This is a genomic window from Streptomyces sp. NPDC041940, from assembly GCF_055589465.1.
Genome location: NZ_JBVJBP010000002.1, coordinates 21,780 through 44,288, shown reverse-complemented (window position 1 = coordinate 44,288; position 22,509 = coordinate 21,780). Strand labels below are relative to the sequence as shown.

Below are 22,509 nucleotides of genomic sequence, written 5' to 3'. Positions count from 1 at the left end.
GCACTGTGGACCTGCACTTCGGTGACAGCAAACCGACGGACGAGGAACGGGCGGCCGTCGACGCCCTGCTCGGCCCTCCGGAGTCCTCCTGGGAGGGCGCCGACCGTTCCGATGCCGATCTCAGGTGGGCCCGGGGCGGACGCGAGGCCCGCGACCGCCGCGAGCTGCTGCTGCCGGGGCTGCACGCCCTCAACGACCGGATCGGCTGGATCAGCGACGGCGCCCTCGACTATCTGTGCCGGCGGCTGACGGTGCCGCCGGCGGAGGCGTACGGGGTCGCCACCTTCTACGCCATGTTCTCGGTCAAACCGCGTCCGGCGACCGTGCTCCATGTGTGCACGGACCTGGCGTGCGCGGCGGCCGGGGCGCCGGAGCTGTGCGCCGGGATCGAGGCCCGGCTCGGTCTCGGCAGCGGTGTGTCGGTCGAGCGCAGCCCGTGTCTGGGGCTGTGCGAACGGGCCCCGGCCGCGCTCGCGATCAGGGCCGGGGATCCCGTGCGTACGGCGGTCTCGGCGCCGGCGACCGTCGAGCGGGCCGTGCTCGCGGCGAGCGCGCCCGACTCGGCGCCCGAGGAGCCGGCCGCGGCTCTGGCGGTGCCGCAGGCCGGGCAGGACGGCCTGCTGCTGCTCCAGCGCGTCGGCGTGGTCGACCCGGCGTCGCTCGACGACTACCGCGCCCACGGCGGCTACACCGCCCTGCGCCGGGCCTTCGAGCTGGGCCCGGCCGGGGTCATCCGCGAGGTCACCGACTCGGGCCTGGTCGGGCGCGGCGGTGCCGCCTTCCCGACCGGCCGCAAGTGGCAGGCCACGGCGTCCCAGCCCGATCGTCCGCACTACCTCGTCTGCAACGCCGACGAGTCCGAGCCGGGCACCTTCAAGGACCGTGTGCTCATGGAGGGCGATCCGTACGCGCTGGTCGAGGCGATGACGATCGCCGCGTACGCGACCGGCGCCCACCGGGGCTACCTCTATCTGCGCGGCGAGTACCCGCGCGCCCTGCACCGGCTGGAGCACGCGATCGCGCAGGCACGCGCGCGTGGACTGCTCGGCGACGACGTCCTCGGCCAGGGTTACGCCTTCGACATCGAGATCCGGCGCGGTGCGGGCGCCTACATCTGCGGTGAGGAGACGGCCCTGTTCAACTCCATCGAGGGCTACCGGGGTGAGCCCCGCTCGAAGCCGCCGTTCCCGGTGGAGAAGGGCCTGTTCGGCAAGCCGACGGTGGAGAACAACGTCGAGACGCTGGTCAACGTCCTGCCGGTCCTCACCCTGGGCGCCCCGGCCTACGCGGCTATCGGCACGGACCGGTCCACCGGGCCGAAGCTGTACTGCGTCTCGGGAAGTGTGGAGCGGCCCGGTGTCTACGAGCTGCCGTTCGGCGCGACGCTGGGCGAACTGCTCACGCTCGCCGGGGTACGGGAGGGGCTGCGGGCGGTGCTGCTCGGCGGGGCGGCGGGCGGCTTCGTACGGGCCGACGAGCTCGGCATCCCGCTCACCTTCGAGGGGACGCGGGAGGCCGGTACGACGCTCGGCTCGGGGGTCGTGATGGCCTTCGACGACACCGTGCCCCTGCCCCGGCTGCTGCTGCGCATCGCCGAGTTCTTCCGGGACGAGTCGTGCGGGCAGTGCGTGCCGTGCCGGGTCGGGACCGTGCGGCAGGAGGAGGCGCTGCACCGGATCGTGGAGCGCACCGGCGCCGACGCCGCCGGGGACGTCGCCCTGCTGCGGGAGGTGGGCCGCGCGATGCGGGACGCCTCGATCTGCGGTCTCGGGCAGACCGCGTGGAACGCCGTGGAATCCGCCATCGACCGTCTGGGGGCGTACGAATGACCGTCACACCGCTGGGGATCCCGCGCCGGCTGCTGGAGTTCACGCTCGACGGGGAGCCGGTGCGGGCGCCCGAGGGCTCGACGATCCTCGACGCCTGCCGGGCCGCCGGGAAGGACGTCCCGACCCTGTGCGAGGGCGACACGCTCCGGCCGAAGAACGCCTGCCGCGTCTGCGTCGTCGAGGTGGAGGGGGCCAGGACTCTGGTCCCGGCCTGCTCCCGCAAGGCCGAGCCCGGCATGGAGGTGCGCACCGACACCGAACGGGCCCGGCACAGCCGGAAGGTCGTCCTCGAACTGCTCGCGTCCTCCGTGGACCTGTCGACGACCCCGAAGGTCGCCGAGTGGCTCAAGGAGTACGAAGCGAAGCCGGACCGCTTCGGCCCGGACGCGGCCCGGCTGAACGAGGAACCGAAGGTCGACAACGACTTGTATGTGCGCGACTACGACAAGTGCATCCTCTGCTACAAGTGCGTGGACGCCTGCGGCGACCAGTGGCAGAACACCTTCGCGATCTCGGTCGCCGGGCGGGGTTTCGACGCCCGGATCGCCGTGGAGCACGACGCGCCGCTGACCGACTCGGCGTGCGTGTACTGCGGCAACTGCATCGAGGTGTGCCCCACGGGCGCGCTGTCCTTCAAGTCCGAGTTCGACATGCGCGCGGCGGGTACGTGGGAGGAGTCGCGCCAGACGGAGACGACCACGGTGTGCGCGTACTGCGGAGTGGGCTGCAACCTGACGCTCCATGTGCAGGACAATGAGATCGTGAAGGTCACCTCGCCGCACGACAACCCGGTGACCCACGGCAATCTCTGCATCAAGGGCCGCTTCGGCTACCAGCACGTACAGAACCGGGGCTGATCAGGACATGGGACGTGTCACGGAACGACGCAAGGTGCTCCGCATCCGGGACGGGGTGGTCTCCAGCCGTCCGGACACGCTCGTCTCGGAGGAACCCCTGGAGATCCGGCTCGACGGCAAGCCCCTGGCGATCACCATGCGCACCCCGGGCGACGACTTCGCCCTGGCGGCGGGTTTCCTGGTGAGCGAGGGGGTGCTGGCCGAGCGGCAGGACCTCCAGAACATCGTCTACTGCGCCGGGGCGACGGTCGACGGCTCGAACACGTACAACATCGTCGATGTGAAGACGGCGCCGGGCGTGGTGATTCCCGACATCACGCTGGAGCGGAACGTCTACACCACTTCCTCCTGCGGACTGTGCGGCAAGGCGTCGCTGGACGCGGTGCGCACGACGGCGCGATGGCCCATCGCCGACACTCCCCCCGTCCGGGTCACCCCGGAGCTGCTGGCGAGCCTGCCCGACCGGCTGCGCGCGGCCCAGCGGGTCTTCGACCGGACCGGGGGCCTGCACGCGGCGGCCCTCTTCTCCGAGGACGGGGAGCTGCTGGACGTCCGCGAGGACGTGGGCCGGCACAACGCGGTCGACAAGCTGGTCGGCCGCGCCCTGCAGAACGGGGACCTGCCGCTGTCGCGGACGATCCTGCTCGTCTCGGGCCGGGCCTCCTTCGAGCTGGCGCAGAAGGCGGTGATGGCCGGCCTGCCGATGCTGGCCGCGGTGTCGGCGCCGTCCTCGCTGGCGGTGGATCTGGCCGCCGAGACGGGCCTGACGCTGGTGGGCTTTCTGCGGGGCGGTTCCATGAACGTGTACGCGGGTGAGGACCGGATCGCTCTGCGGGCGGCGGCCGCCCAGGGCTGAACAGGTTCCTCCGCGACACGGCGGCGGGGCCCCGAACGGCGGGGAGCGCCCCCTGCGCCGCAGGGGCCCCGTCTCGAACCCCGTCCGGCCGCGTCCGGCCGCGTCAGCCGTCCGTGCCGGATATCCGGCGCAGCATCCCGGTGAACTGTTCGCGTTCGGACGCCGACAGCGGGGCGAGCAGCTCGTCGTTGGCGGCCCGGGCCGCCTTCTCGCAGCGCCCCAGCAGCCGGGCTCCCCGTGAGGTGAGGGACACCGCGTTCTTGCGGCGGTCCCTCGGGTCCGGCTCGCGCAGCACCAGGCCCGCGGACTGGAGGTCGTCGAGGACGCCGACCAGGTCCTTGGGGTCGAGCCGGATACCCCGGCCGAGGTCGGCCTGGGCGACGGGCCCCAGGTCACGGACGGCGGACAGCACCACGTGGTGCCACATCCTCATGTCCTCCTCGGCCAGCGCCTCGGCCACCAGGGTCCGGCCGCGGGCGGCGGCGCGGCCGAGCAGCCAGCTGGGCAGGGAGCGGATCGCGGGGAGAGGGGCTTCCGACATGGCCGCAGCCTAGCCAAGAAATCGTTGGTTCTTCCTATGATCGTCCTATAGCGTTGGGCTCCCCAATGAATTCGTTGGGAACACCAACGACCCCGGAGGTGCGATGCGCCGCGTCCGCTACGAATCCCGAGGCGGCCCCCTCTTCGTGGAGGAGGCTCCGGTCCCCGAGCCCGGCCCCGGAGAGCTGCTCGTACGCGCGCAGGCGATCGGCGTCACGCTCCCGGTCGTACGCAAGGTCACCGAGGCGGCCGAGCCCGTCCCGCTCGGCGGCGAGATCGCCGGGGAGGTCACGGCCGTCGGCGAGGGCGTCACCCGCTTCGGCACCGGCGACCGGGTGACCGGGCTCTGCTTCGGCCACGGCTACGCCGACTTCGCCCTCCTGCACGAGGCCGTGGCCTCCCCGGTCCCGGCCGGTGCCCGCGCCGTCGACGCGGTCGCCCTGGTCCGCAGCGGTCTGGTCGCCCTCGGCGCCCTGGCGGCGGCACGGCCCGAGCCCGGAGAAGCGGCCCTGGTCACGGCGGCGGCGAGCGGCGTCGGCCATCTGGCCGTCCAGCTGGCCAGGTCGCGGGGCGCCGGACGGGTCGTGGGGGCCGTTTCCGACCCGGCGAAGACCGGCTTCGTCCGCGGCCTGGGCGCGGACCACGTCGTCACCTACGGCGAGGACGGCTGGGGCGCCCCGGTCGACTACGCCCTGGACGCGGTCGGCGGTGAGTTGCTCACCCCGACCCTCGGCGCCCTCGCCCCGGGAGGACGACTGGTGGCGTACAGCTCGGGCGGCGGCACCGTCCGGGCGTACGACCTGCTCGTGGGCGCCAAGTCGGTGATCGGGTTCCAGATGGCCCGTATCGCCCGCGGGAACCCTGAGCTGTACGAGCGGTGGCGCGAAGAGCTGTGGCGGCTGTTCGCGGCGGGAGAGGTGAAGCCGGTCGTCCACGGGGAGTTCGCCTTGGCGGACGCGGCGAAGGCACACGGGGAGATCGAGGCGCGGGCCAACCGCGGAAAGGTCGTCCTGATCCCCTGACGCACGCTTCTTGTGGGGGGTCTGTGAGTCCAAGTACCGTCTGTGGCCCCACACATGGGACGTGGGATGTCCGGTTGTCCGCATCAGCCGCCCGGATGTCCATTCCCATGGCTCGGTGGTCCAGCCGACAGACGCATGAAGGGCAGGTCGCACCATGCCGTCAAGTCTTCGCGCACGTCTGAGATCCACCCTGACAGCCGCTCTCGCCGCCGCAGCGCTGCTCGCGCCGGCCCTCCCCGCCCAGGCCCGACCGGCCACGGCCTTACCGGAGTTCGAACAGCAGGTCCTCTTCAAGGCCTCCCAGGACCCCGGCTACGCCTGCTTCCGGATCCCGGCGATCGTGCGGACCACGACCGGCACGCTGCTCGCCTTCGCCGAGGGCCGCGTCCTCAACTGCGGTGACGCGGCCGACATCGACCTCGTCCTCAAGCGCTCCACCGACGGCGGCCGCACCTGGGGACCGCTCCAGGTCGTCACCGAGGGCGCCGGCGACACACACGGCAACCCCGCGCCCCTCGTGGACCGCAGGACCGGCCGGATCCTGCTGGCCGAGACGTACAACACCGGCCGTACGGACGCCGGGAACTGCACCGTCCCCTGCGACCGCACCCCTCATCTGCAGTACAGCGACGACGACGGCAGGACCTGGTCGAAGCCGCGCGACCTGAGCGACCAGATCCTGCCCGCGCACTGGAACTCCTGGTACGCCACGGGTCCCGTGCACGGCATCCAGCTCACCCGCGGCAAGCACGCCGGGCGGCTCGTGTTCGGTGTCAACACCGAGACATGGGACGGCGGCCGGGTCACCGCGAACCACGCCGCGCTCATCGTCAGCGACGACGGCGGCGACCACTGGCGGGTCGGCGCCACGGACTCCTGGCCCATAGCCCTCGACGGCACGTTCCGTCAGAAGCCGTCCGAGGTGACGCTCACCGAACGCACCGACGGCGCCGTACTCGTCAGCGGCCGGGAACAGGACGGCACCGATCTGGGCCACCGCTCCCAGACCCTCAGCCGGGACGGCGGCGACAGCTTCGCCACGCCCTTCCGCGACCTCCCGGACCTCTACACCCCGCAGGTCCAGGGCGCGACCGTGCGCCTGGGCGACCGGCTGCTGCTGTCCGCTCCGGCCGACCCCGACCGCCGCCGGACGATGATGGTCCGCTCCTCCTACGACGGCGGGCGCACCTGGGACAGCGTGGACCGGGGCACGGTCGTCACCACCGACTGGTCCGGCTACTCCGACATGGCGGCCGTCGACGGCACGACCGTGGGCCTGCTGTACGAGGGCGGAGCGGTCGACGCCCGCGACGAGATCCGGTTCGCCCGCTTCACCGAGGACTGGCTGAAACCGCGCCGGGGCCCCGACCCGACCACCCGTGACGCCGCGTCGGTGGCGACACCCGCGGCCGTGCTCGGCGGCGCCGCCCGGACCACCGGCGTGCGCGGCGGTGCGCTGTCCTTCGACGGCACCGACGACGCCGTACGACTGCCGTACCGGTCCCGGCTCCCGCTCGGCGAAGGCGACTTCACGGCCTCGCTGTTCTTCCGCTACACGGCCACGACCGGCGAACAGCCCTTCCTGTGGATGGGCGGCATCGGCAGCACCCAGCCGCAGATCTGGCTGCGCGGGGAGCCGGCGAGCAACCGGGTCCGCGGGTTGATCACCACCCGGTCGGGCGCGACGACCGTCAGGTCGGCCTCGGTGTGGACCGACGGAGCCCACAACGACGGCGGCTGGCACCATCTGGCGCTGCGCCGGGGCGGAGGGCAACTGACGCTCTTCCTCGACGGGGCGCCGGTCACCACCACGGACGTGCCGGGCTCGGTCAGCCGCAACTCCCCGTTCGGCGTGCACGTGGGTCAGCGCATGGACAGCAGGGCGTTCCTCAGCGGGGCGATCGACGACGTCCGCGTCTGGAACCGGGCGCTGTCCGACGAGGAGTTGGCGTCCGGCGCCGCGAAGGCGGCCGCCGGGGGCACCGTGCTGTGGCTGCCCATGGACCAGGTGAGCGGCAGCAACTAACGTCACGGAACGTGCCCGACGACGCAGACGCAGCACGAGCACGACAGCGCACCGGAACCGGGATCGGCCTGTCGCTAATCCTGGTTCTCGGTGCCGCCCTGCTCTTCGCCCTGCCGGAGGACGAGAGTCCGGACGACGACGGCGGCTGCCGGGCACGGACGGTGGACTCCTGGCAGGCGGACGACGGCCTCACCGCCGAGTTCGCCCGCTACGGCGACGACGCGAGCCGCAGCGACGACTGGACCGGCGGCGACGGCACCCACTCGCTGCGGCTGCCGGACGGCCGGGTGCTGTGGCTGTTCTCGGACACCTTCCTGGGCCGGGTGTACGGCCCGCCCAACCCGGCCGGCGAGTCCTACGCCTGGCGGGACACGGCCGAGCCGCTGGTGCGCAACTCGGCCGTGCTGATGCGCGACGGCAGGCTCGAAACCACCCTGCCCGCCCCGCTGTTCGCCGATCCGGCGCCGAACCAGTGGCGCTGGCCGGTCGCCGCCCGCGTCGAACCCCGCTCCCCCGGCTCCTCCGAGCAGGTCGTCCGGGTGCTGCTGTGGGTGCGCACGGCGGGGCAGGCCCCGTGGATCTACGGCGTGCCCACCGCGACCGAGGTCGCCACCCTGTCGCTGCCCGCTCTGCGCCTGGAGTCGATCGTCAAGGTGCTGGACCAGCAGCTGGTCCCCGACCCGTCCCGGCGGGTGCTGTTCGGCACGACGCTGGTCGAGGAGGACGGCTGGACGTACGTCTTCGGCGGCGACGACGGCCAGGCCGCCTCCCGCCCTGCCTCGCACGCGTACGTGGCGCGCGTACGGGAGGGCGGGCTCGGGGATCCGGCGGCCTGGCGGTACTGGAACGGCTCGGCGTGGACGGCCGCCGCCCGCCCCCGGCCGGTGCTCGGGGACGGGCAGCGCAGGGGCGTGGGCAGCGCGTTCTCGGTCGTCCGGGACGGCGGCACCTACGTGCTGTTCACGATGGCCGCGGGCACCAAGGGCCTGACCACCGTGGCCTCGTACTGGGCGTGCTCCCCGGCCGGGCCCTGGCACGGGCCGGCGAAGGAGTTCAGTCCGTCGCTGCCGCAGGGCCAGGTGGCCGCCTACAACCCGCAGGCCCATCCGGTGCTGAGCGGCGACGGGCGGCTCGTGCTGAGCTACGACGTCAACTGGCTGGAGACGACCGGCGCGGCGGCCCAGCTCAGCCGGAACGTGTCCCTGTACCGACCGCGGTTCGTGTCTCTGCGGCTGGCTCCGGCGAGGTGACCTCCGTACGCGGGTCGTGCGAGCGGCGTTTGGCGATCACCGCGCACACCATCAGCTGCATCTGGTGGAAGAGCATCAGCGGCAGCACGGCCAGCGAGGCGTGCGCGCCGAACAGGACGCTCGCCATGGGCAGTCCGGAGGCCAGGGACTTCTTCGATCCGGCGAACTGCAGAGTGATCCGGTCCTCCCGGCTGAAGCCGAGCCCCTTGCCGCCGTACCAGGTCAGCAGCAGCATCACGGCGAGGATCACGGCCTCGACGCCGAGCAGCGCACCCAGCCGGGCGGGGCTGACCTGGTGCCAGATGCCCTGCACCATGCCCTGGCTGAACGCGGTGTAGACGACGAGCAGGATCGAGCCGCGGTCCACGAGCCCGAGGACCTTCTTGTGGCGGGTGACGAAGCCGCCGATCCAGCGGCGCAGCAGCTGTCCGGCGAGGAACGGCACCAGCAGTTGCAGCACGATCTTCAGCAGCGAGTCCGCGGAGAACCCGCCTCCGCTGCCGCCGAGCAGCGAGGCCGCGAGCAGCGGGGTGGCGATGATGCCGATGAGGGAGGAGAAGGAGCCCGCGCAGATCGCGGCGGGCACGTTGCCGCGGGCCATCGAGGTGAAGGCGATCGACGACTGGACGGTCGAGGGGACGAGCGTGAGGAAGAGCAGCCCTTGGTAGAGGGGGTCCGTGAGGATCACCGGCACCAGCCCGCGGGCCGCGAGGCCGAGCAGCGGGAAGACGACGAAGGTGGCGGCCAGGACCGTGAGGTGGAGCCGCCAGTGCCGCATGCCGTCCAGCGCCTCCCGGGTGGAGAGCCGGGCTCCGTAGAGGAAGAACAGGAAGGCGATCGCCGCCGTGGAGGCCCCGGACGCCACATCGGCGACCAACCCGCGGGCCGGGAGGAGCGCGGCGACTCCCACGGTCGCCAGCAGGAGAAGGATGAACGGGTCGATCGGCATCCGGCGCGGCCGGCGCAGGCGTTTCACGGTGCTCCACTTGCTCGGTACGTACAGGCGGTACAAGGCCGGGGAGGCCCCCTCCCATCCTGCTCCGCGGACCGGCGATCGGGAATCCCGTATACCGCTCTTACTGCCATCGCGTTCCGCGATAAGCGATAGCCTGAGGGACATGTACGAGCCGTCCCATCTGCGCACCTTCCTGTCGGTGGCGCAGACGCTGAGCTTCACGCAGGCCGCGCGGCGGCTCGGGCTGCGGCAGTCGACGGTCAGCCAGCATGTGCGGCGACTGGAGGACGCCACCGGGCGGACGCTGTTCACCCGGGACACGCACTCGGTGGAGCTGACGGAGGACGGCGAGGCCATGCTCGGTTTCGCACGCCGGATCCTGGAGGTGCACGAGCAGGCGACGGCGTTCTTCACGGGCACCCGGCTGCGCGGCCGGCTGCGCTTCGGCGCCTCCGAGGACTTCGTGCTGACCCGGCTGCCCGAGATCCTCGAGGGCTTCCGGCACGACCACCCGGAGGTCGACCTGGAACTCACGGTCGAACTGTCGGGCACGCTGCACGAGCAGCTGGCGGCCGGGAAGCTGGACCTCGTCCTGGCCAAGCGGCGCCCCGAGGACCCGCACGGCGAGCTGGTCCGGCACGACAGGCTGGTGTGGATCGGCGCGGAACGCCTCCGGCTCGACCCGGACCGCCCGGTGCCGCTGATCGTCTACCCGCCGCCGGGCATCACCCGCGCGCTCGCGCTGGAGGCGCTGGAGCGGCAGGGCCGCGAGTGGCGTGTGGTGTGCACCAGCGGCAGCCTCAACGGCCTCGTCGCGGCGGCCCGCGCGGGCCTCGGCGTGATGGCCCACTCCCGCGGCCTCATCCCGCCGGGCCTGGTCCGGGTCCCGGACCGGGCGGGGCTGCCCGAGTTGGGCCAGGTCGACTTCGTGGTGGTCCACGGCCGGCGCCGCCCCTCCGCGCAGGGTGCGGCGGACGCCCTGGCCGCGGCGATCCTGGCGGGCGGGGACCGGCTGCACCGCAGTGCGCCGAAGGGCCTGTGAGGCGTACGCCGGGCCGTGGCAGGGTCGTACAGATTCAGTGGAGATTACGGCACCGAAACTTACTCAACCGTCAGTAATCTGTCCGACCCTTCCCTGTCTGAGCGCATTTTCCCGCGTTGACCAGCGCGAACCAGAGCGTTGCTCGGCTTCGCGCCCCTCCCGCACCCCTGGCCGGGTGGGGTAGCTTTCACGGCGCTGTGCGGAGCGTCACTCAACAGAAGCGCTGAGGAGCGGGGAGCGGGGTTTGCGCGAGTTCACCAACCCTCCGTTGGCGTTGGCACCTCCGGTGGGCGGTCTGGCCGACGTGGTCTTCCAGCATGCCCAGGAAGACCCGCTGTACATCGCCCTGGGCCGCAAGGACGACACGGGGTACTGGCGGGATGTCACCGCCGCCGAGTTCCGCGACGAGGTGCTCGCCCTGGCCAAGGGGCTGCTGGCGAGCGGCATCCGGTTCGGTGACCGGGTCGCGATCATGTCCCGTACGCGCTACGAGTGGACGCTCTTCGACTACGCGCTGTGGACGATCGGCGCCCAGGTGGTGCCGGTCTACCCGACGTCCTCGGCCGAGCAGTGTTTCTGGATGCTGTACGACGCCGAGGTGACGGCCGCGATCGTGGAGCACGAGGACCACGCGATGACGATCGCCACCGTCATCGACCGGCTGCCGCAGCTGCGCCGCCTGTGGCAGCTCGACTCGGGTGCCGTGCACGAGCTGTACGACGCCGGCGCGCACCTCGACGACGAGGTGGTGCACCGCCACCGGCAGGCCGTCACCCCCGAGTCGGTCGCCACGATCATCTACACCTCGGGCACGACCGGACGCCCCAAGGGCTGTGTCATCACGCACGGCAACTTCGCCTACGAGGCGGACACCGTCATCGAGCGCTGGGAGCCGGTGTTCCACTCCAAGCGGGGCGACGAGGCCGCCACCCTGCTCTTCCTGCCGCTCGCACACGTCTTCGGGCGGATGGTCCAGGTCGCGGCGATTCGCGGTGGGGTGAAATTCGGCCATCAGCCCCAGCTCAACGCGGCGGCCCTGCTGCCCGATCTGGCCGCGTTCAAGCCGACGTTCTTCCTGGCCGTGCCGTACATCTTCGAGAAGGTGTTCAACGCGTCCCGCCGCAAGGCCGAGAAGGAGGGCCGCTCCGGCCCGTTCGAGAAGGCCGTGGACATCGCGATCAAGTACGCGGACGCCGTCGAGGCCAAGGCCTGGGGCATCGGCCCCGGCCCCTCGGCGGGGCTGCGCATGCAGCACCAGCTGTTCGACAAGCTCGTCTACTCCAAGATCCGGGCCGCGATGGGCGGCCGGATCCGGCACGCCATGTCGGGCGGCTCGGCGATGGACCGACGGCTCGGCCTGTTCTGGGCCGGGGCGGGCGTCCACATCTACGAGGGCTACGGCCTGACCGAGTCGACGGCCGCCGCGACCGCCAACCCGCCCGGCCGCACCCGGTTCGGCACGGTCGGCCAGCCCATCCCGGGCATGACCGTGCACCTCGCGGACGACGGCGAGATCTGGCTGCACGGCCAGAACGTCTTCCAGGGCTACCTCAACAACCCCAAGGCCACGGACCAGACCCTGCACGACGGCTGGCTGGCCACCGGCGACCTCGGCTCGCTCGACGAGGACGGCTACCTCACCATCACCGGCCGCAAGAAGGAGATCCTGGTCACATCGGGCGGCAAGAGCGTTTCGCCCGGTGTGCTGGAGGAACGCGTCCGGGACCATCCGCTGGTCAACCAGTGCATCGTCGTCGGCAACGACCGCCCCTACATCGCGGCCCTCGTGACCCTCGACCAGGAGGCCGTGGAGCACTGGCTGGCGATGCGGAACAAGCCGCAGCTGTCCGCGGCGGAGCTGGTGCGGGACGCGGACCTGGAGACGGAGGTGCGACGCGCGGTGGTCGCGGCGAACACCCTGGTCTCGCAGGCCGAGTCGATCCGCACCTTCCGCATCCTGGCCCAGCCGTTCACCGAGGAGCACGGGCTGCTGACCCCGTCCCTGAAGCTGAAGCGCAAGGCGATCGAAAAGGCGTACGAGAACGAGGTCGAGGCCCTCTACCGGGCATGAACTGCCTGTTAACGGACGGTGTGCCACCCGTCTGAATTCTCCCGTCAGGAATGCATCACGGCTCGTGATCGTTGACGATGGGAGTACACCCGACCACAAACCTAAGGATCGAGAGCTCGTGAGCAAGGTCCCCCAGATCACCCTGAACAACGGCATCGAGATGCCCCAGCTGGGGTTCGGCGTCTGGCAGGTGCCGGACGACGAGGCCGAGTCGGCCGTCGCGACGGCGCTGGAGGCCGGGTACCGCAGCATCGACACAGCGGCGATCTACGGCAACGAGGAGGGCACCGGCAAGGCCATCGCCGCCGCCGGTCTCCCCCGCGAGGAGCTCTTCGTCACCACCAAGCTCTGGAACGCCGACCAGGGGTACGACTCCACGCTGCGCGCCTTCGACACGTCGCTGGAGAAGCTGGGCCTGGACTTCGTCGACCTGTACCTCATCCACTGGCCGCTGCCGGCCAAGGGGACGTACGTCGACACGTACAAGGCGTTCGAGAAGCTGCACGCCGACGGCCGGATCCGGGCCATCGGTGTCTCCAACTTCCTGCCGGAGCACCTGGAGCGGCTGATCGGCGAGACGTCGGTCGTCCCGGCCGTGAACCAGATCGAGCTGCACCCGCACCTGCAGCAGAGCGCCTCCCGTGAGTTCCACGCGGCGCAGGGCATCGCCACGGAGGCCTGGTCGCCGCTCGGCCAGGGCAAGGGCCTGCTGGAGGTTCCGGCGGTCGTGGCCATCGCCCAGAAGCACAACCGCACGCCGGCCCAGGTCGTGCTCCGCTGGCACATCCAGCTGGGCAACGTGGTGATCCCGAAGTCCGTGACGCCGTCGCGGATCAAGGAGAACATCGAGGTCTTCGACTTCGAGCTGGACACCGAGGACCTGGCGGCCATCAGCGCCCTCAACGAGGACCGCCGCATCGGCCCGGACCCGGCGACGTTCGACGGAGCCTGAGCCCTCTCCCGGCCCCTGCGACTGCCCGCGGCCTGACATCCGGCTGCGGGCAGTCGTGCTGTTCGGGGACGGTGGGGGTGCTGCTCAGACCGCCCGAACCGCCGTGTGCACCGTGTGCGCCTCCAGCACGAACAGATCGGACCGCCGGTACAGACCCGCCTCGTCGTCGGGATCGAGAAGCCGGTCGAGGGTGGCGAGATCGTCCGCGTCGAAGCCCTCCGGAATCCGCTCCCGCAGATGGGACAGTGACCCGACGACATAGTCCCGGGCCCGGTCCGAGACGGGCGCGGGAAGGTCCAGCAGGAAGGTGTGCGTCCGGCCCGGCTTCAGCCCCGCCGACGCCAGCAGGGCCGGCCAGTCCTCCGTCTCCGCGACATAGCCCGGCAGCTCCGTCCGCATCCGCGTGAACCACTCCGCCTCCAGCGCGTCGAGCCGCGCCTGGAGCCCGGGCCGGCCGATACCGATGTCGCGCGGCAGATACCGCGGGGGCAGGCCGCCCTCCATGAGGGCCAGCGTGCCGCCGGGCGCCAGCCGGGCCGCGAACGCGGCGAGCGCGGCCCGCTGGTCACCGAGGTGGTGCAGACTGCGGCTCGCCCAGAGCAGGTCGGCCGGGTAGTCCAACTCTTCGAGTACGCCCGGGAGTTCACCGGCGATCGTGCCGAAGCGGTCGGCGACGCCCAGCCGCTCGGCGCGTGCCCGCGCCCGCTCCAGCAGCGGCTCGGAGCCGTCCACCGCGACGATCCGCGCGCCCGGGAACGTCTCGGCGAACAGACACGACACGACGCCCGGGCCGCTGCCCACGTCGACGATCAGGCCCGGCTCGGTCACCTCGTGCGCCAGCCAGCCCATGGCCCGCTCGTACAGGGAAGCGAACAGCTCTGCCTGGGACTCCAGCCTCGGAGCCATCCCGGCCCAGTCGAGGTGCGTGTGGTCGTGACGGTCGTGGTGGTGACGATCGTGGTCGTGGTCGTGGTCGTGACGGTCGTGGTCGTGCGCCATGGTGGTCAGCCTCTCCCTCGGATGCCGCCAGACTGCGCCGACGCACCGGGAGAAGGCCACCGCTGTTGCCGCTCCCGCAAAAAATCCGGGCACACCGAACCGCCGGGGCCGAAGCCCCGGCGGACCCGTGGGGACGGGGTGTCAGCCGGTCAGGGCAGCGGCGGGTACGCGTTCTGCATCAGCTGCCTGAACTGGGCGGAGAACCAGTGCCCGGACAGCGGCGCGTCCGCGAGGGAACCGGACAGGTTGTTGCCGTTGCGCGGGTTGCCCGTGTAGGTCGGGTCGCACATCCGGTCGAAGCCCTTGCCCTCGTCGTTGGCGATCTCCTTGCTCGCCCCGTCGGACTCGCCCGGCGGCTTCATCCACACATAGGCGTCGATCCCCGCGGCCGGACCGGCCTGGGGCCGCTCGCCGAGGCCGGCTCCGGACTGGTTGCACCAGTTGCCGACGTGGATGCGGCGGTCGTAGCGGCCGCCGTTGACGTAGGTGTCGACGGAGGTCTGCGCACCGGGTCCGCTGGGCCGGGCCGAGCCGCCCCAGCCGTTGCGGGAGGTGTCGATCAGCATGCCGATGGAGGACGGGAAGCCCACGGAGACCAGTTGGTTGCGGAAGCCCTGGGCGAAGGACTGCTCGTCCGTGTAGCGGTTCCAGTCCACCCACTTCGACTCGCGGACGGACTTGCCGGCCACGTTGTCGTTGATGGTGAAGTTGTTCTCCTTCAGGGCGCTGTAGTTGGCCGTGTTGGTGATGAAGCCGTGGACGTCGTTCACCGTGGCGCCCTCGGCGGACGCCGCCTCCTTGAACAGGGTCGCGGAGGCACCGAAGTTGTCGTCCCAGCCGATCCAGCCGTGGTGCCCGGCGTCGACGTAGTTGTAGACGTTCGCCACGTCGCCGAGCTTGTTCAGCGCGTAGCCGACACCCTTGACGTAGTTGCCGTTGGCCTTCATCACGTCGCACTGCGGGGTGGCCGTCGGGCGGCTGCCGGTGTTGGTGACGAGGTTCGGCAGCGAGTCGATCTCGACGGTGGTGACGATCCGCAGCGAGGCGTACTTCGAGTCGGCGAGGATCGCCTTGATCGGGTCGATGTACTGCGTCTTGTACTTGTCGATCTCCGTCGGGCCGAGCTCGCCGTTGGAGGCGAGGGCGGCGCAGTCACGGCCGGGCAGGTTGTAGATGACGAGCTGGACGACGAGTTCGCCGGAGCCCTTCTGGCGCAGCGCCTCGTCGAGGTGGGCGCGCAGGCCCATCTTGCCGCCCGCGCCGTTGATCGCGGCGATCCGGTCCAGCCAGACACCCGTCGGCTGGCCGGAGACGCGGCTGCCGCCCGGCTCGGCGGCGGCCTTCGCGGACCACTCCGGGTTCACGTACACCTTGGCGCCGGCATAGGGGTTGTCGACCCGGTTGGAGGGGCCGCCCGGACCCGGCGGGTCGGTCGGCCCCGGGTTGCCGCCGTCGTCGACGTTGCAGGTGACGCCGTCGAGGGTGAATGTGCCCGGGATCGCGTTGCTGCCGCTGTAACTGCCCTGGAAGCCGAAGCTGACCGAAGCACCGGTCGCGAGCTGGGCGTTGTAGCTCTCGTTGGCCGCGGTGACGGCGGCACCGCTCTGGCTCAGCTTGGCGTTCCAGCCGCTGGTGACCTTCTGGTTGCCGGCGTAGGACCACTTCACAGACCACGACGACTTGGCGGCGCTGTTGTTGGTGACGGTCACGGCGGCGGTGAAGCCGGTGCTCCACTCGTTCTGGATCTTGTAGTCGACGGTGCAGGGGACGGCGGCGATGTCGGCGCCGCCGGGGTCGACGGCGAACGCCGTGCCGGTCGCGCCGGCGACCAGGGCCATGGCGGCCAGTAACGCTGTTCTCGTACGGCTCATGAGTGCGGGTTTCCCTTTCGCTGGTGAGGGTGTCAGCTGTTCAGGGCGCGCTCCGACAAGGACATGAGGAACTGAGGAACCCGGCATGGCACTCGCGCAGACGGGGACGACCGCGCTGAGGGCGGCTCAAAGTACTGAACGCGAGAGGTGTCGCATGAGCGACTCCTTGCAGGCCGGGCACGCCGTGACGGACGCGTCGACTGATGGAACCGCTCCCACTGGTGTCAAGGAAGGTAGCGCCAAGTGTCAGCAAAGAACAGGGGAGTCGCTGACTTTCGCTCAACCCGGGGCGTCGAATCTTTTCGACTCTTCAACCCCTTGACCGATACCACACCCTTCCTCACTATGGGAGCGCTCCCACTGGTTCAAGCCTTGACTTCTCCGAGCCGCAAGGAGGAACCAGCACCATGCATCCCCCACCCCGGAGACGCGGAGCGGTGCGGCGCGTGTGGATCGCCGCCGTCGCAGCTCTCGCGCTTCCGTTGACGATGCTCTCCTCAGGGTCGACTCCCGCGCAGGCGGCCGCACTTCAGTGCAGTGTCGATTACAAGACGAACGACTGGGGCTCCGGCTTCACCGCGGATCTGACCCTCACCAACCGCGGCACGGACGCCATCGACGGCTGGACGCTGACCTACGCCTACTCCGGCAACCAGAAGCTGGGGAACGGCTGGAACGGCACCTGGTCGCAGTCCGGTCAGAACGTCACCGTCAAGAACGCCCCCCACAACGCGCGGGTCGCCGCGGGCGCCGCCGTCTCCACCGGCGCCCAGTTCACCTACAGCGGCACCAACGCCGCTCCGGCGTCCTTCTCGGTCAACGGCACCGCCTGCACCGGCGCGCACCAGCCGCCGATCGCCGTGCTGACCAGCCCGTCCGCCGGCGCCGTCTACACCCAGGGTCAGGCCGTCCCGCTGGCGGCCACGGCCGCCGCCGCGGACAGCGCCACGATCAGCAAGGTGGAGTTCTACGACGACACCACGCTGCTGGGCACGGACACGAGCGCGCCCTACTCGCTTTCCGTTTCCAACTTGACCGTGGGCAGTCATTCCCTGGTGGCGAAGGCGTACGACAGCATGGGCGCATCCGCCAACTCCACCCCGGTCGGCATCACGGTCTCCTCCGGTCCGACCGTCGTCGCCTCGCCGCTGCAACTGGGCGTCCAGTCGGGCAAGTCGGGCACCTACGAGGTGAAGCTGTCCAAGCAGCCGGCGTCCAGCGTGACGGTGGCGTCGGCTCGCGCGAGCGGAAACTCGGGCCTGTCGGTCACGTCCGGCGCCTCGCTCACCTTCACCCCGCAGAACTGGAACACCGCGCAGAAGGTGACCGTCACCGCCGCCAACTCCGGCACCGGCTCGGCGGTCTTCGAGTCGACGGCGACGGGCCACGCCAAGGCCTCGGTCACCGTGACCCAGCTGGCGGCGGCGAAGGTCTACGACGCCCGCTTCCTGGAGCTCTACGGGAAGATCACCAACCCGGCGAACGGCTACTTCTCCCCCGAGGGCATCCCCTACCACTCGGTCGAGACACTGATCGTCGAGGCGCCGGACCACGGCCACGAGACCACCTCGGAGGCGTACAGCTACCTCCTGTGGCTCCAGGCCATGTACGGCAAGGTGACCGGCGACTGGGCCAAGTTCAACGGCGCGTGGGACCTCATGGAGAAGTACATGATCCCCACCCGCGCCGACCAGCCGACCAACTCCTTCTACAACGCGTCCAAGCCGGCGACCTACGCGCCCGAGCTGGACACCCCGAACGAGTACCCGGCCAAGCTCGACACCGGCGCCTCGGTCGGCCGAGACCCGATCGCGGCCGAGCTGAAGAGCGCGTACGGCACGGACGACGTCTACGGCATGCACTGGCTGCAGGACGTCGACAACGTCTACGGCTACGGCAACTCGCCCGGCAAGTGCGAGGCGGGCCCCTCGGACACCGGCCCGTCGTACATCAACACCTTCCAGCGCGGCTCGCAGGAGTCGGTGTGGGAGACGGTGCCGCAGCCGACCTGTGACGCCTTCAAGTACGGCGGCAAGAACGGCTATCTGGACCTGTTCACCGGTGACGCCTCCTACGCCAAGCAGTGGAAGTTCACCAACGCTCCGGACGCCGACGCCCGGGCCGTGCAGGCCGCCTACTGGGCCGACCTGTGGGCGAAGGAGCAGGGCAAGGGCGGGGATGTCTCCGCGACGGTCGGCAAGGCCGCCAAGATGGGCGACTACCTGCGCTACTCGATGTTCGACAAGTACTTCAAGAAGATCGGCAACTGTGTCGGGCCCTCCACCTGCCCGGCGGGCACCGGCAAGGACGCCTCGCACTATCTGATGTCCTGGTACTACGCCTGGGGCGGCGCCACCGACACCTCGGCCGGCTGGGCCTGGCGCATCGGCTCCAGCCACGCCCACGGCGGCTACCAGAACCCCCTCGCGGCCTACGCGCTCGGCAACTACGCCCCGCTGAAGCCCAAGTCGGCGACGGGCGCGGCCGACTGGTCCAAGTCCATGGAACGGCAGCTGGAGTTCTACCGCTGGCTGCAGTCGAGCGAGGGTGCCATCGCCGGCGGTGCGACCAACAGCTGGGCGGGCCGGTACGCGACCCCGCCCGCCGGGAAGTCGACGTTCTACGGCATGTACTACGACGAGAAGCCGGTGTACCACGACCCGCCGTCCAACCAGTGGTTCGGCTTCCAGGCGTGGTCCATGGAGCGGGTCGCCGAGCTGTACCAGCAGACGGGGAACGCGCAGGCCAAGACGGTCCTCGACAAGTGGGTCGACTGGGCGCTGTCCAAGACCACGTTCAACCCGGACGGCACGTTCCGGATCCCGTCGACGCTGCAGTGGTCGGGCCAGCCCGACACGTGGAACGCCTCCAGCCCGGGTTCCAACAGCGGACTGCGGGTCACCGTCGCCGACTACACGAACGATGTCGGTGTGGCGGCCTCGTACGCCAAGACCCTGACGTACTACGCCGACCGTTCCGGTGACACGGAGGCCGGTGCGGCGGCGAAGAAGCTGCTGGACGGGATGTGGGACAACCACCAGGACGCGCTCGGGATCGCCGTTCCGGAGAACCGGGCCGACTACAACCGGTTCGACGACTCGGTGTACATCCCCGGTGGCTGGACGGGCACGATGCCGAACGGTGACGCGATCAACGCGTCGTCGACGTTCGACTCGATCCGGTCCTTCTACGAGGACGATCCCGCCTGGTCGAAGATCGAGAGCTATCTGGCGGGCGGTGCGGTTCCGTCGTTCACGTATCACCGGTTCTGGGCTCAGGCGGATATCGCGCTTGCCATGGGCTCGTACGCGGAGCTTCTCGAATAGCCCCCGCCGGGCGCTCCGCGGGTTGTGCGGTTGTCGTCTGCGGGCCGTGTGTGGCTGGTCGCGCAGTTCCCCGCGCCCCCAAGACAGCGTCCGAAGCTCCGCGTGCTTGGCCCTGCACCTGACGCGGGGCCACCACAGCCGGGCGGCCCCCACCCGCACTGGGGGCCGCCCGGTCATCGCACGTTCCCCCCTCACGGAAGGAACCCCACCGTGCGAAGAACCCGTATCCTCACCGCCGTACTCGCGCTGGCGGCCGGGCTGCTGTCGGGCGCCCCCTCCGCCCTGGCCGCCGATCCCCCCTCGACGAAGCTCGCCGCGGACACGTACACCTGGAAGAACGCCCGGATCGACGGGGGCGGCTTCGTCCCCGGGATCGTCTTCAACCGGAGCGAGAAGAACCTCGCCTACGCCCGGACCGACATCGGCGGCGCGTACCGCTGGCAGGAGTCGTCGAAGACCTGGACGCCGTTGCTGGACTCGGTCGGGTGGGACGACTGGGGGCACACGGGTGTCGTCAGCATCGCGTCCGACTCCGTCGATCCGAACCGGGTGTACGCGGCGGCCGGGACGTACACCAACGGCTGGGACCCGAAGAACGGCGCGGTGATGCGGTCCTCCGACCGGGGCGCGAGCTGGCAGAAGGCGAATCTGCCGTTCAAGCTGGGCGGCAACATGCCGGGGCGTGGCATGGGCGAGCGGCTCGCGATCGACCCGAACCGCAACAGCGTGCTGTATCTGGGCGCGCCCAGCGGCAAGGGGCTCTGGCGCTCGACGGACTCGGGCGTGACCTGGTCCCAGGTGGCGAACTTCCCGAACGTCGGCAACTACGTGCAGGACCCGAGCGACACGTCCGGCTACGCCTCCGACAACCAGGGCGTCGTCTGGGTCACCTTCGACGAGTCCACGGGCACGTCGGGCAGCGCCACGAAGACGCTCTACGTCGGGGTCGCCGACGCGGAGAACGCGGTGTACCGCTCGACGGACGCGGGCGCGACCTGGCAGCGGCTGGCCGGACAGCCGACGGGCCAGCTGGCGCACAAGGGCGTCCTGGACGCGAAGAACGGCTACCTCTATGTCGCCTACAGCGACAAGGGCGGCCCGTACGACGGCGGCAAGGGCCGGCTGTGGCGGTACGCGACCGGGACCGGGACCTGGACGAACATCAGCCCGGTGGCGGAGGCCGACACGTTCTACGGCTTCAGCGGGCTGACGGTGGACCGGCAGAAGCCGGGCACGGTCATGGCCACGGCGTACAGCGCATGGTGGCCGGACACGCAGATCTTCCGTTCCACGGACAGCGGGGCGACCTGGACCAAGGCGTGGGACTACACGTCGTACCCCAACCGTGAGAACCGCTACACGATGGACGTCTCGTCGTCGCCGTGGCTGACGTGGGGTGCGAACCCTGCACCTCCCGAACAGACCCCGAAGCTGGGCTGGATGACGGAGTCGATGGAGATCGACCCGTTCGACTCGAACCGGATGATGTACGGCACCGGTGCCACGATCTACGGCACCGAGAACCTCACGAACTGGGACAGCGGCGGGAAGTTCACCGTCAGGCCGATGGTGCGGGGCCTGGAGGAGACGGCGGTCAACGACCTCGCCTCTCCCCCGTCCGGAGCCCCGCTGCTCAGCGCGCTCGGCGATGTCGGCGGCTTCCGCCACACGGACCTGACCAAGGTGCCGCCGATGATGTTCACCCAGCCGAACTTCACGACGACCACGAGCCTGGACTTCGCCGAGTCGAACCCGAACACGGTCGTCCGTGTCGGCAACCTCGACTCGGGCCCGCACATCGCGTTCTCGACGGACAACGGCGCCAACTGGTTCGCGGGCACCGACCCTTCGGGTGTGAGCGGCGGCGGCACGGTGGCGGCGGCGGCCGACGGCAGCCGGTTCGTGTGGAGCCCGCAGGGTGCCGGCGTGCACCACGCGACGGGCTTCGGCACCTCCTGGCAGGCCTCCGGCGGGATCCCCTCCGGGGCTCTCGTCGAGTCGGACCGGGTCGACCCGAAGACGTTCTACGGCTTCAAGTCCGGGAAGTTCTACGTCAGTACGGACGGCGGGGCGACCTTCAAGGAGTCCCCGGCCGGCGGCCTGCCCAGCGGCGACAGCGTCCGCTTCAAGGCCCTGCCCGGCGGCAAGGGCGATGTGTGGCTGGCGGGCGGCGCGAGCGACGGAGCGTACGGCCTGTGGCACTCCACGGACGGCGGGGCGAGCTTCACGAAGCTCTCCAACGTCCAGCAGGCCGACACGATCGGCTTCGGCAAGGCGGCGCCCGGCGCCTCCTACCAAACCCTCTACACGAGCGCGAAGATCGGCGGCGTGCGCGGCATCTTCCGCTCCACGGACAAGGGCGCGAGCTGGACCCGAGTCAACGACGACGCCCACCAATGGGGCTGGACGGGCGCGGCCATCACCGGCGACCCACGGATCTACGGCCGCGTGTACGTCTCGACGAACGGCCGTGGCGTCATCTACGGCGACAGCTCCGACGGCGGCACCACGGACCCGGGACCGGGCCCCGACCCGACACCGACGGGCGCCTGCAAGGTGACGTACAAGGTCACCAACCAGTGGTCGGGCGGCTTCCAGGCGGACGTCCAGGTCACCAACACGGGTACGAGTGCCTGGAGCGGCTGGTCACTGGGTTGGGCGTTCGCGGACGGGCAGAAGGTGTCCCAGGCCTGGAACGCCGAGACCGCGCAGTCGGGTTCGACGGTGACGGCGAAGAACGTCGGCTGGAACGCAAACGTGGCCGCGGGCTCGTCGGTGAGCTTCGGCTTCACGGCCAACTGGTCGGGGACGAACACGAAACCGACCGTGTTCAAACTGGGTGACCAGACCTGCACGGTCGCCTGACAGTCCTGCTGTCGTGACCGGTGGGTGCGTGCTCCCCTGCGGCACGCA

General features: G+C 70.7%; 15 protein-coding genes. 11 read left to right on the top strand and 4 right to left on the bottom strand.

Annotation, left to right across the window (positions count from 1 at the left end; translation table 11 throughout):
• The first annotated feature begins 5 nt into the window (after positions 1-5).
• From ACZ6I3_RS04875 to fdhD, 3 genes are read left to right on the top strand one after another with little or no spacing between them, the layout of a single operon-like run.
• Positions 6-1,829, top strand: a complete 1,824-nt coding sequence (locus tag ACZ6I3_RS04875; RefSeq protein WP_469411767.1) for an NAD(P)H-dependent oxidoreductase subunit E — start codon at positions 6-8, stop codon at positions 1,827-1,829.
• Positions 1,826-2,686: a 2Fe-2S iron-sulfur cluster-binding protein gene (locus ACZ6I3_RS04870; RefSeq protein WP_469411766.1), complete on the top strand. Its 861-nt coding sequence runs from the start codon at positions 1,826-1,828 to the stop codon at positions 2,684-2,686. The genes ACZ6I3_RS04875 and ACZ6I3_RS04870 overlap by 4 nt, the downstream gene beginning before the upstream one ends.
• A 7-nt stretch (positions 2,687-2,693) precedes the next feature.
• Entirely contained in the window at positions 2,694-3,542 is an 849-nt protein-coding gene (gene fdhD, locus ACZ6I3_RS04865; RefSeq protein WP_469411764.1) for a formate dehydrogenase accessory sulfurtransferase FdhD, read from the top strand.
• Between the two features lie 103 nt (positions 3,543-3,645).
• Here fdhD and ACZ6I3_RS04860 read toward each other — a convergent pair whose 3' ends face one another.
• Positions 3,646-4,083 carry a MarR family winged helix-turn-helix transcriptional regulator gene (locus ACZ6I3_RS04860; RefSeq protein WP_469411762.1) on the bottom strand — a complete coding sequence of 146 codons (438 nt, stop codon included), beginning with the start codon at positions 4,081-4,083 and terminating at the stop codon, positions 3,646-3,648.
• Positions 4,084-4,186: 103 nt separating this feature from the next.
• Here ACZ6I3_RS04860 and ACZ6I3_RS04855 point away from each other — a divergent pair, with 103 nt between their 5' ends.
• The 3 genes from ACZ6I3_RS04855 to ACZ6I3_RS04845 all read left to right on the top strand — a co-directional run bounded on the left by ACZ6I3_RS04855 (position 4,187) and on the right by ACZ6I3_RS04845 (position 8,380).
• Positions 4,187-5,104, top strand: a complete 918-nt coding sequence (locus ACZ6I3_RS04855) for a quinone oxidoreductase family protein (RefSeq protein WP_469411761.1) — start codon at positions 4,187-4,189, stop codon at positions 5,102-5,104.
• A gap of 154 nt (positions 5,105-5,258) precedes the next feature.
• On the top strand, positions 5,259-7,130 hold the full coding sequence (locus ACZ6I3_RS04850) for an exo-alpha-sialidase (RefSeq protein WP_469411759.1): 1,872 nt from the start codon (positions 5,259-5,261) through the stop codon (positions 7,128-7,130).
• Positions 7,131-7,141: 11 nt separating this feature from the next.
• Positions 7,142-8,380, top strand: a complete 1,239-nt coding sequence (locus ACZ6I3_RS04845; protein ID WP_469411757.1) for a DUF4185 domain-containing protein — start codon at positions 7,142-7,144, stop codon at positions 8,378-8,380.
• Here the strand turns inward: ACZ6I3_RS04845 and ACZ6I3_RS04840 are convergent.
• On the bottom strand, positions 8,316-9,329 hold the full coding sequence (locus tag ACZ6I3_RS04840; protein ID WP_469412459.1) for a bile acid:sodium symporter family protein: 1,014 nt from the start codon (positions 9,327-9,329) through the stop codon (positions 8,316-8,318). The two genes, ACZ6I3_RS04845 and ACZ6I3_RS04840, sit on opposite strands and share 65 nt — an antisense overlap.
• A gap of 169 nt (positions 9,330-9,498) precedes the next feature.
• On the opposite strand from ACZ6I3_RS04840, the gene ACZ6I3_RS04835 reads away from it, so the two are divergent.
• The 3 genes from ACZ6I3_RS04835 (at position 9,499) to ACZ6I3_RS04825 (ending at position 13,400) form a co-directional block, all read left to right on the top strand.
• Positions 9,499-10,377, top strand: a complete 879-nt coding sequence (locus ACZ6I3_RS04835) for a LysR substrate-binding domain-containing protein (protein WP_469411755.1) — start codon at positions 9,499-9,501, stop codon at positions 10,375-10,377.
• Positions 10,378-10,621: 244 nt separating this feature from the next.
• A complete protein-coding gene (locus ACZ6I3_RS04830; protein WP_469411753.1) occupies positions 10,622-12,448 on the top strand; it encodes an AMP-dependent synthetase/ligase in 1,827 nt (608 codons plus the stop codon).
• Between the two features lie 160 nt (positions 12,449-12,608).
• The gene (locus ACZ6I3_RS04825) at positions 12,609-13,400 is read left to right on the top strand and encodes an aldo/keto reductase (protein ID WP_469412457.1); all 792 of its coding nucleotides are present in this window, start codon (positions 12,609-12,611) and stop codon (positions 13,398-13,400) included.
• Between the two features lie 84 nt (positions 13,401-13,484).
• Here the strand turns inward: ACZ6I3_RS04825 and ACZ6I3_RS04820 are convergent, their stop codons facing one another.
• Both ACZ6I3_RS04820 and ACZ6I3_RS04815 read right to left on the bottom strand, forming a co-directional pair.
• Positions 13,485-14,399, bottom strand: a complete 915-nt coding sequence (locus ACZ6I3_RS04820; RefSeq protein ID WP_469411752.1) for a class I SAM-dependent methyltransferase — start codon at positions 14,397-14,399, stop codon at positions 13,485-13,487.
• A 149-nt stretch (positions 14,400-14,548) separates the two neighbouring features.
• Positions 14,549-16,270 carry a glycoside hydrolase family 6 protein gene (locus ACZ6I3_RS04815; protein WP_469411750.1) on the bottom strand — a complete coding sequence of 574 codons (1,722 nt, stop codon included), beginning with the start codon at positions 16,268-16,270 and terminating at the stop codon, positions 14,549-14,551.
• A 407-nt stretch (positions 16,271-16,677) separates the two neighbouring features.
• Here ACZ6I3_RS04815 and ACZ6I3_RS04810 point away from each other — a divergent pair, with 407 nt between their 5' ends.
• Positions 16,678-19,596, top strand: coding sequence for a glycoside hydrolase family 48 protein (locus ACZ6I3_RS04810; protein ID WP_469411748.1), 2,919 nt, complete (start codon positions 16,678-16,680; stop codon positions 19,594-19,596).
• A gap of 210 nt (positions 19,597-19,806) precedes the next feature.
• Positions 19,807-22,461 (top strand): cellulose binding domain-containing protein, encoded by a 2,655-nt coding sequence (locus tag ACZ6I3_RS04805; RefSeq protein WP_469411746.1) that lies wholly within the window; start codon positions 19,807-19,809, stop codon positions 22,459-22,461.
• The last annotated feature ends 48 nt before the right edge of the window (positions 22,462-22,509 follow it).

Excerpts from the sequence above, each read along its gene's own strand:
- ACZ6I3_RS04870 (WP_469411766.1), top strand. The coding sequence starts at position 1,826 with ATGACCGTCACACCGCTGGGGATCCCGCGCCGGCTGCTGGAGTTCACG.
- fdhD (WP_469411764.1), top strand. The coding sequence starts at position 2,694 with ATGGGACGTGTCACGGAACGACGCAAGGTGCTCCGCATCCGGGACGGG.
- ACZ6I3_RS04860 (WP_469411762.1), bottom strand. The coding sequence starts at position 4,083 with ATGTCGGAAGCCCCTCTCCCCGCGATCCGCTCCCTGCCCAGCTGGCTG.
- ACZ6I3_RS04855 (WP_469411761.1), top strand. The coding sequence starts at position 4,187 with ATGCGCCGCGTCCGCTACGAATCCCGAGGCGGCCCCCTCTTCGTGGAG.
- ACZ6I3_RS04850 (WP_469411759.1), top strand. The coding sequence starts at position 5,259 with ATGCCGTCAAGTCTTCGCGCACGTCTGAGATCCACCCTGACAGCCGCT.
- ACZ6I3_RS04840 (WP_469412459.1), bottom strand. The coding sequence starts at position 9,329 with ATGCCGATCGACCCGTTCATCCTTCTCCTGCTGGCGACCGTGGGAGTC.
- ACZ6I3_RS04835 (WP_469411755.1), top strand. The coding sequence starts at position 9,499 with ATGTACGAGCCGTCCCATCTGCGCACCTTCCTGTCGGTGGCGCAGACG.
- ACZ6I3_RS04825 (WP_469412457.1), top strand. The coding sequence starts at position 12,609 with ATGCCCCAGCTGGGGTTCGGCGTCTGGCAGGTGCCGGACGACGAGGCC.
- ACZ6I3_RS04820 (WP_469411752.1), bottom strand. The coding sequence starts at position 14,399 with ATGGCGCACGACCACGACCGTCACGACCACGACCACGACCACGATCGT.
- ACZ6I3_RS04815 (WP_469411750.1), bottom strand. The coding sequence starts at position 16,270 with ATGAGCCGTACGAGAACAGCGTTACTGGCCGCCATGGCCCTGGTCGCC.
- ACZ6I3_RS04810 (WP_469411748.1), top strand. The coding sequence starts at position 16,678 with ATGCATCCCCCACCCCGGAGACGCGGAGCGGTGCGGCGCGTGTGGATC.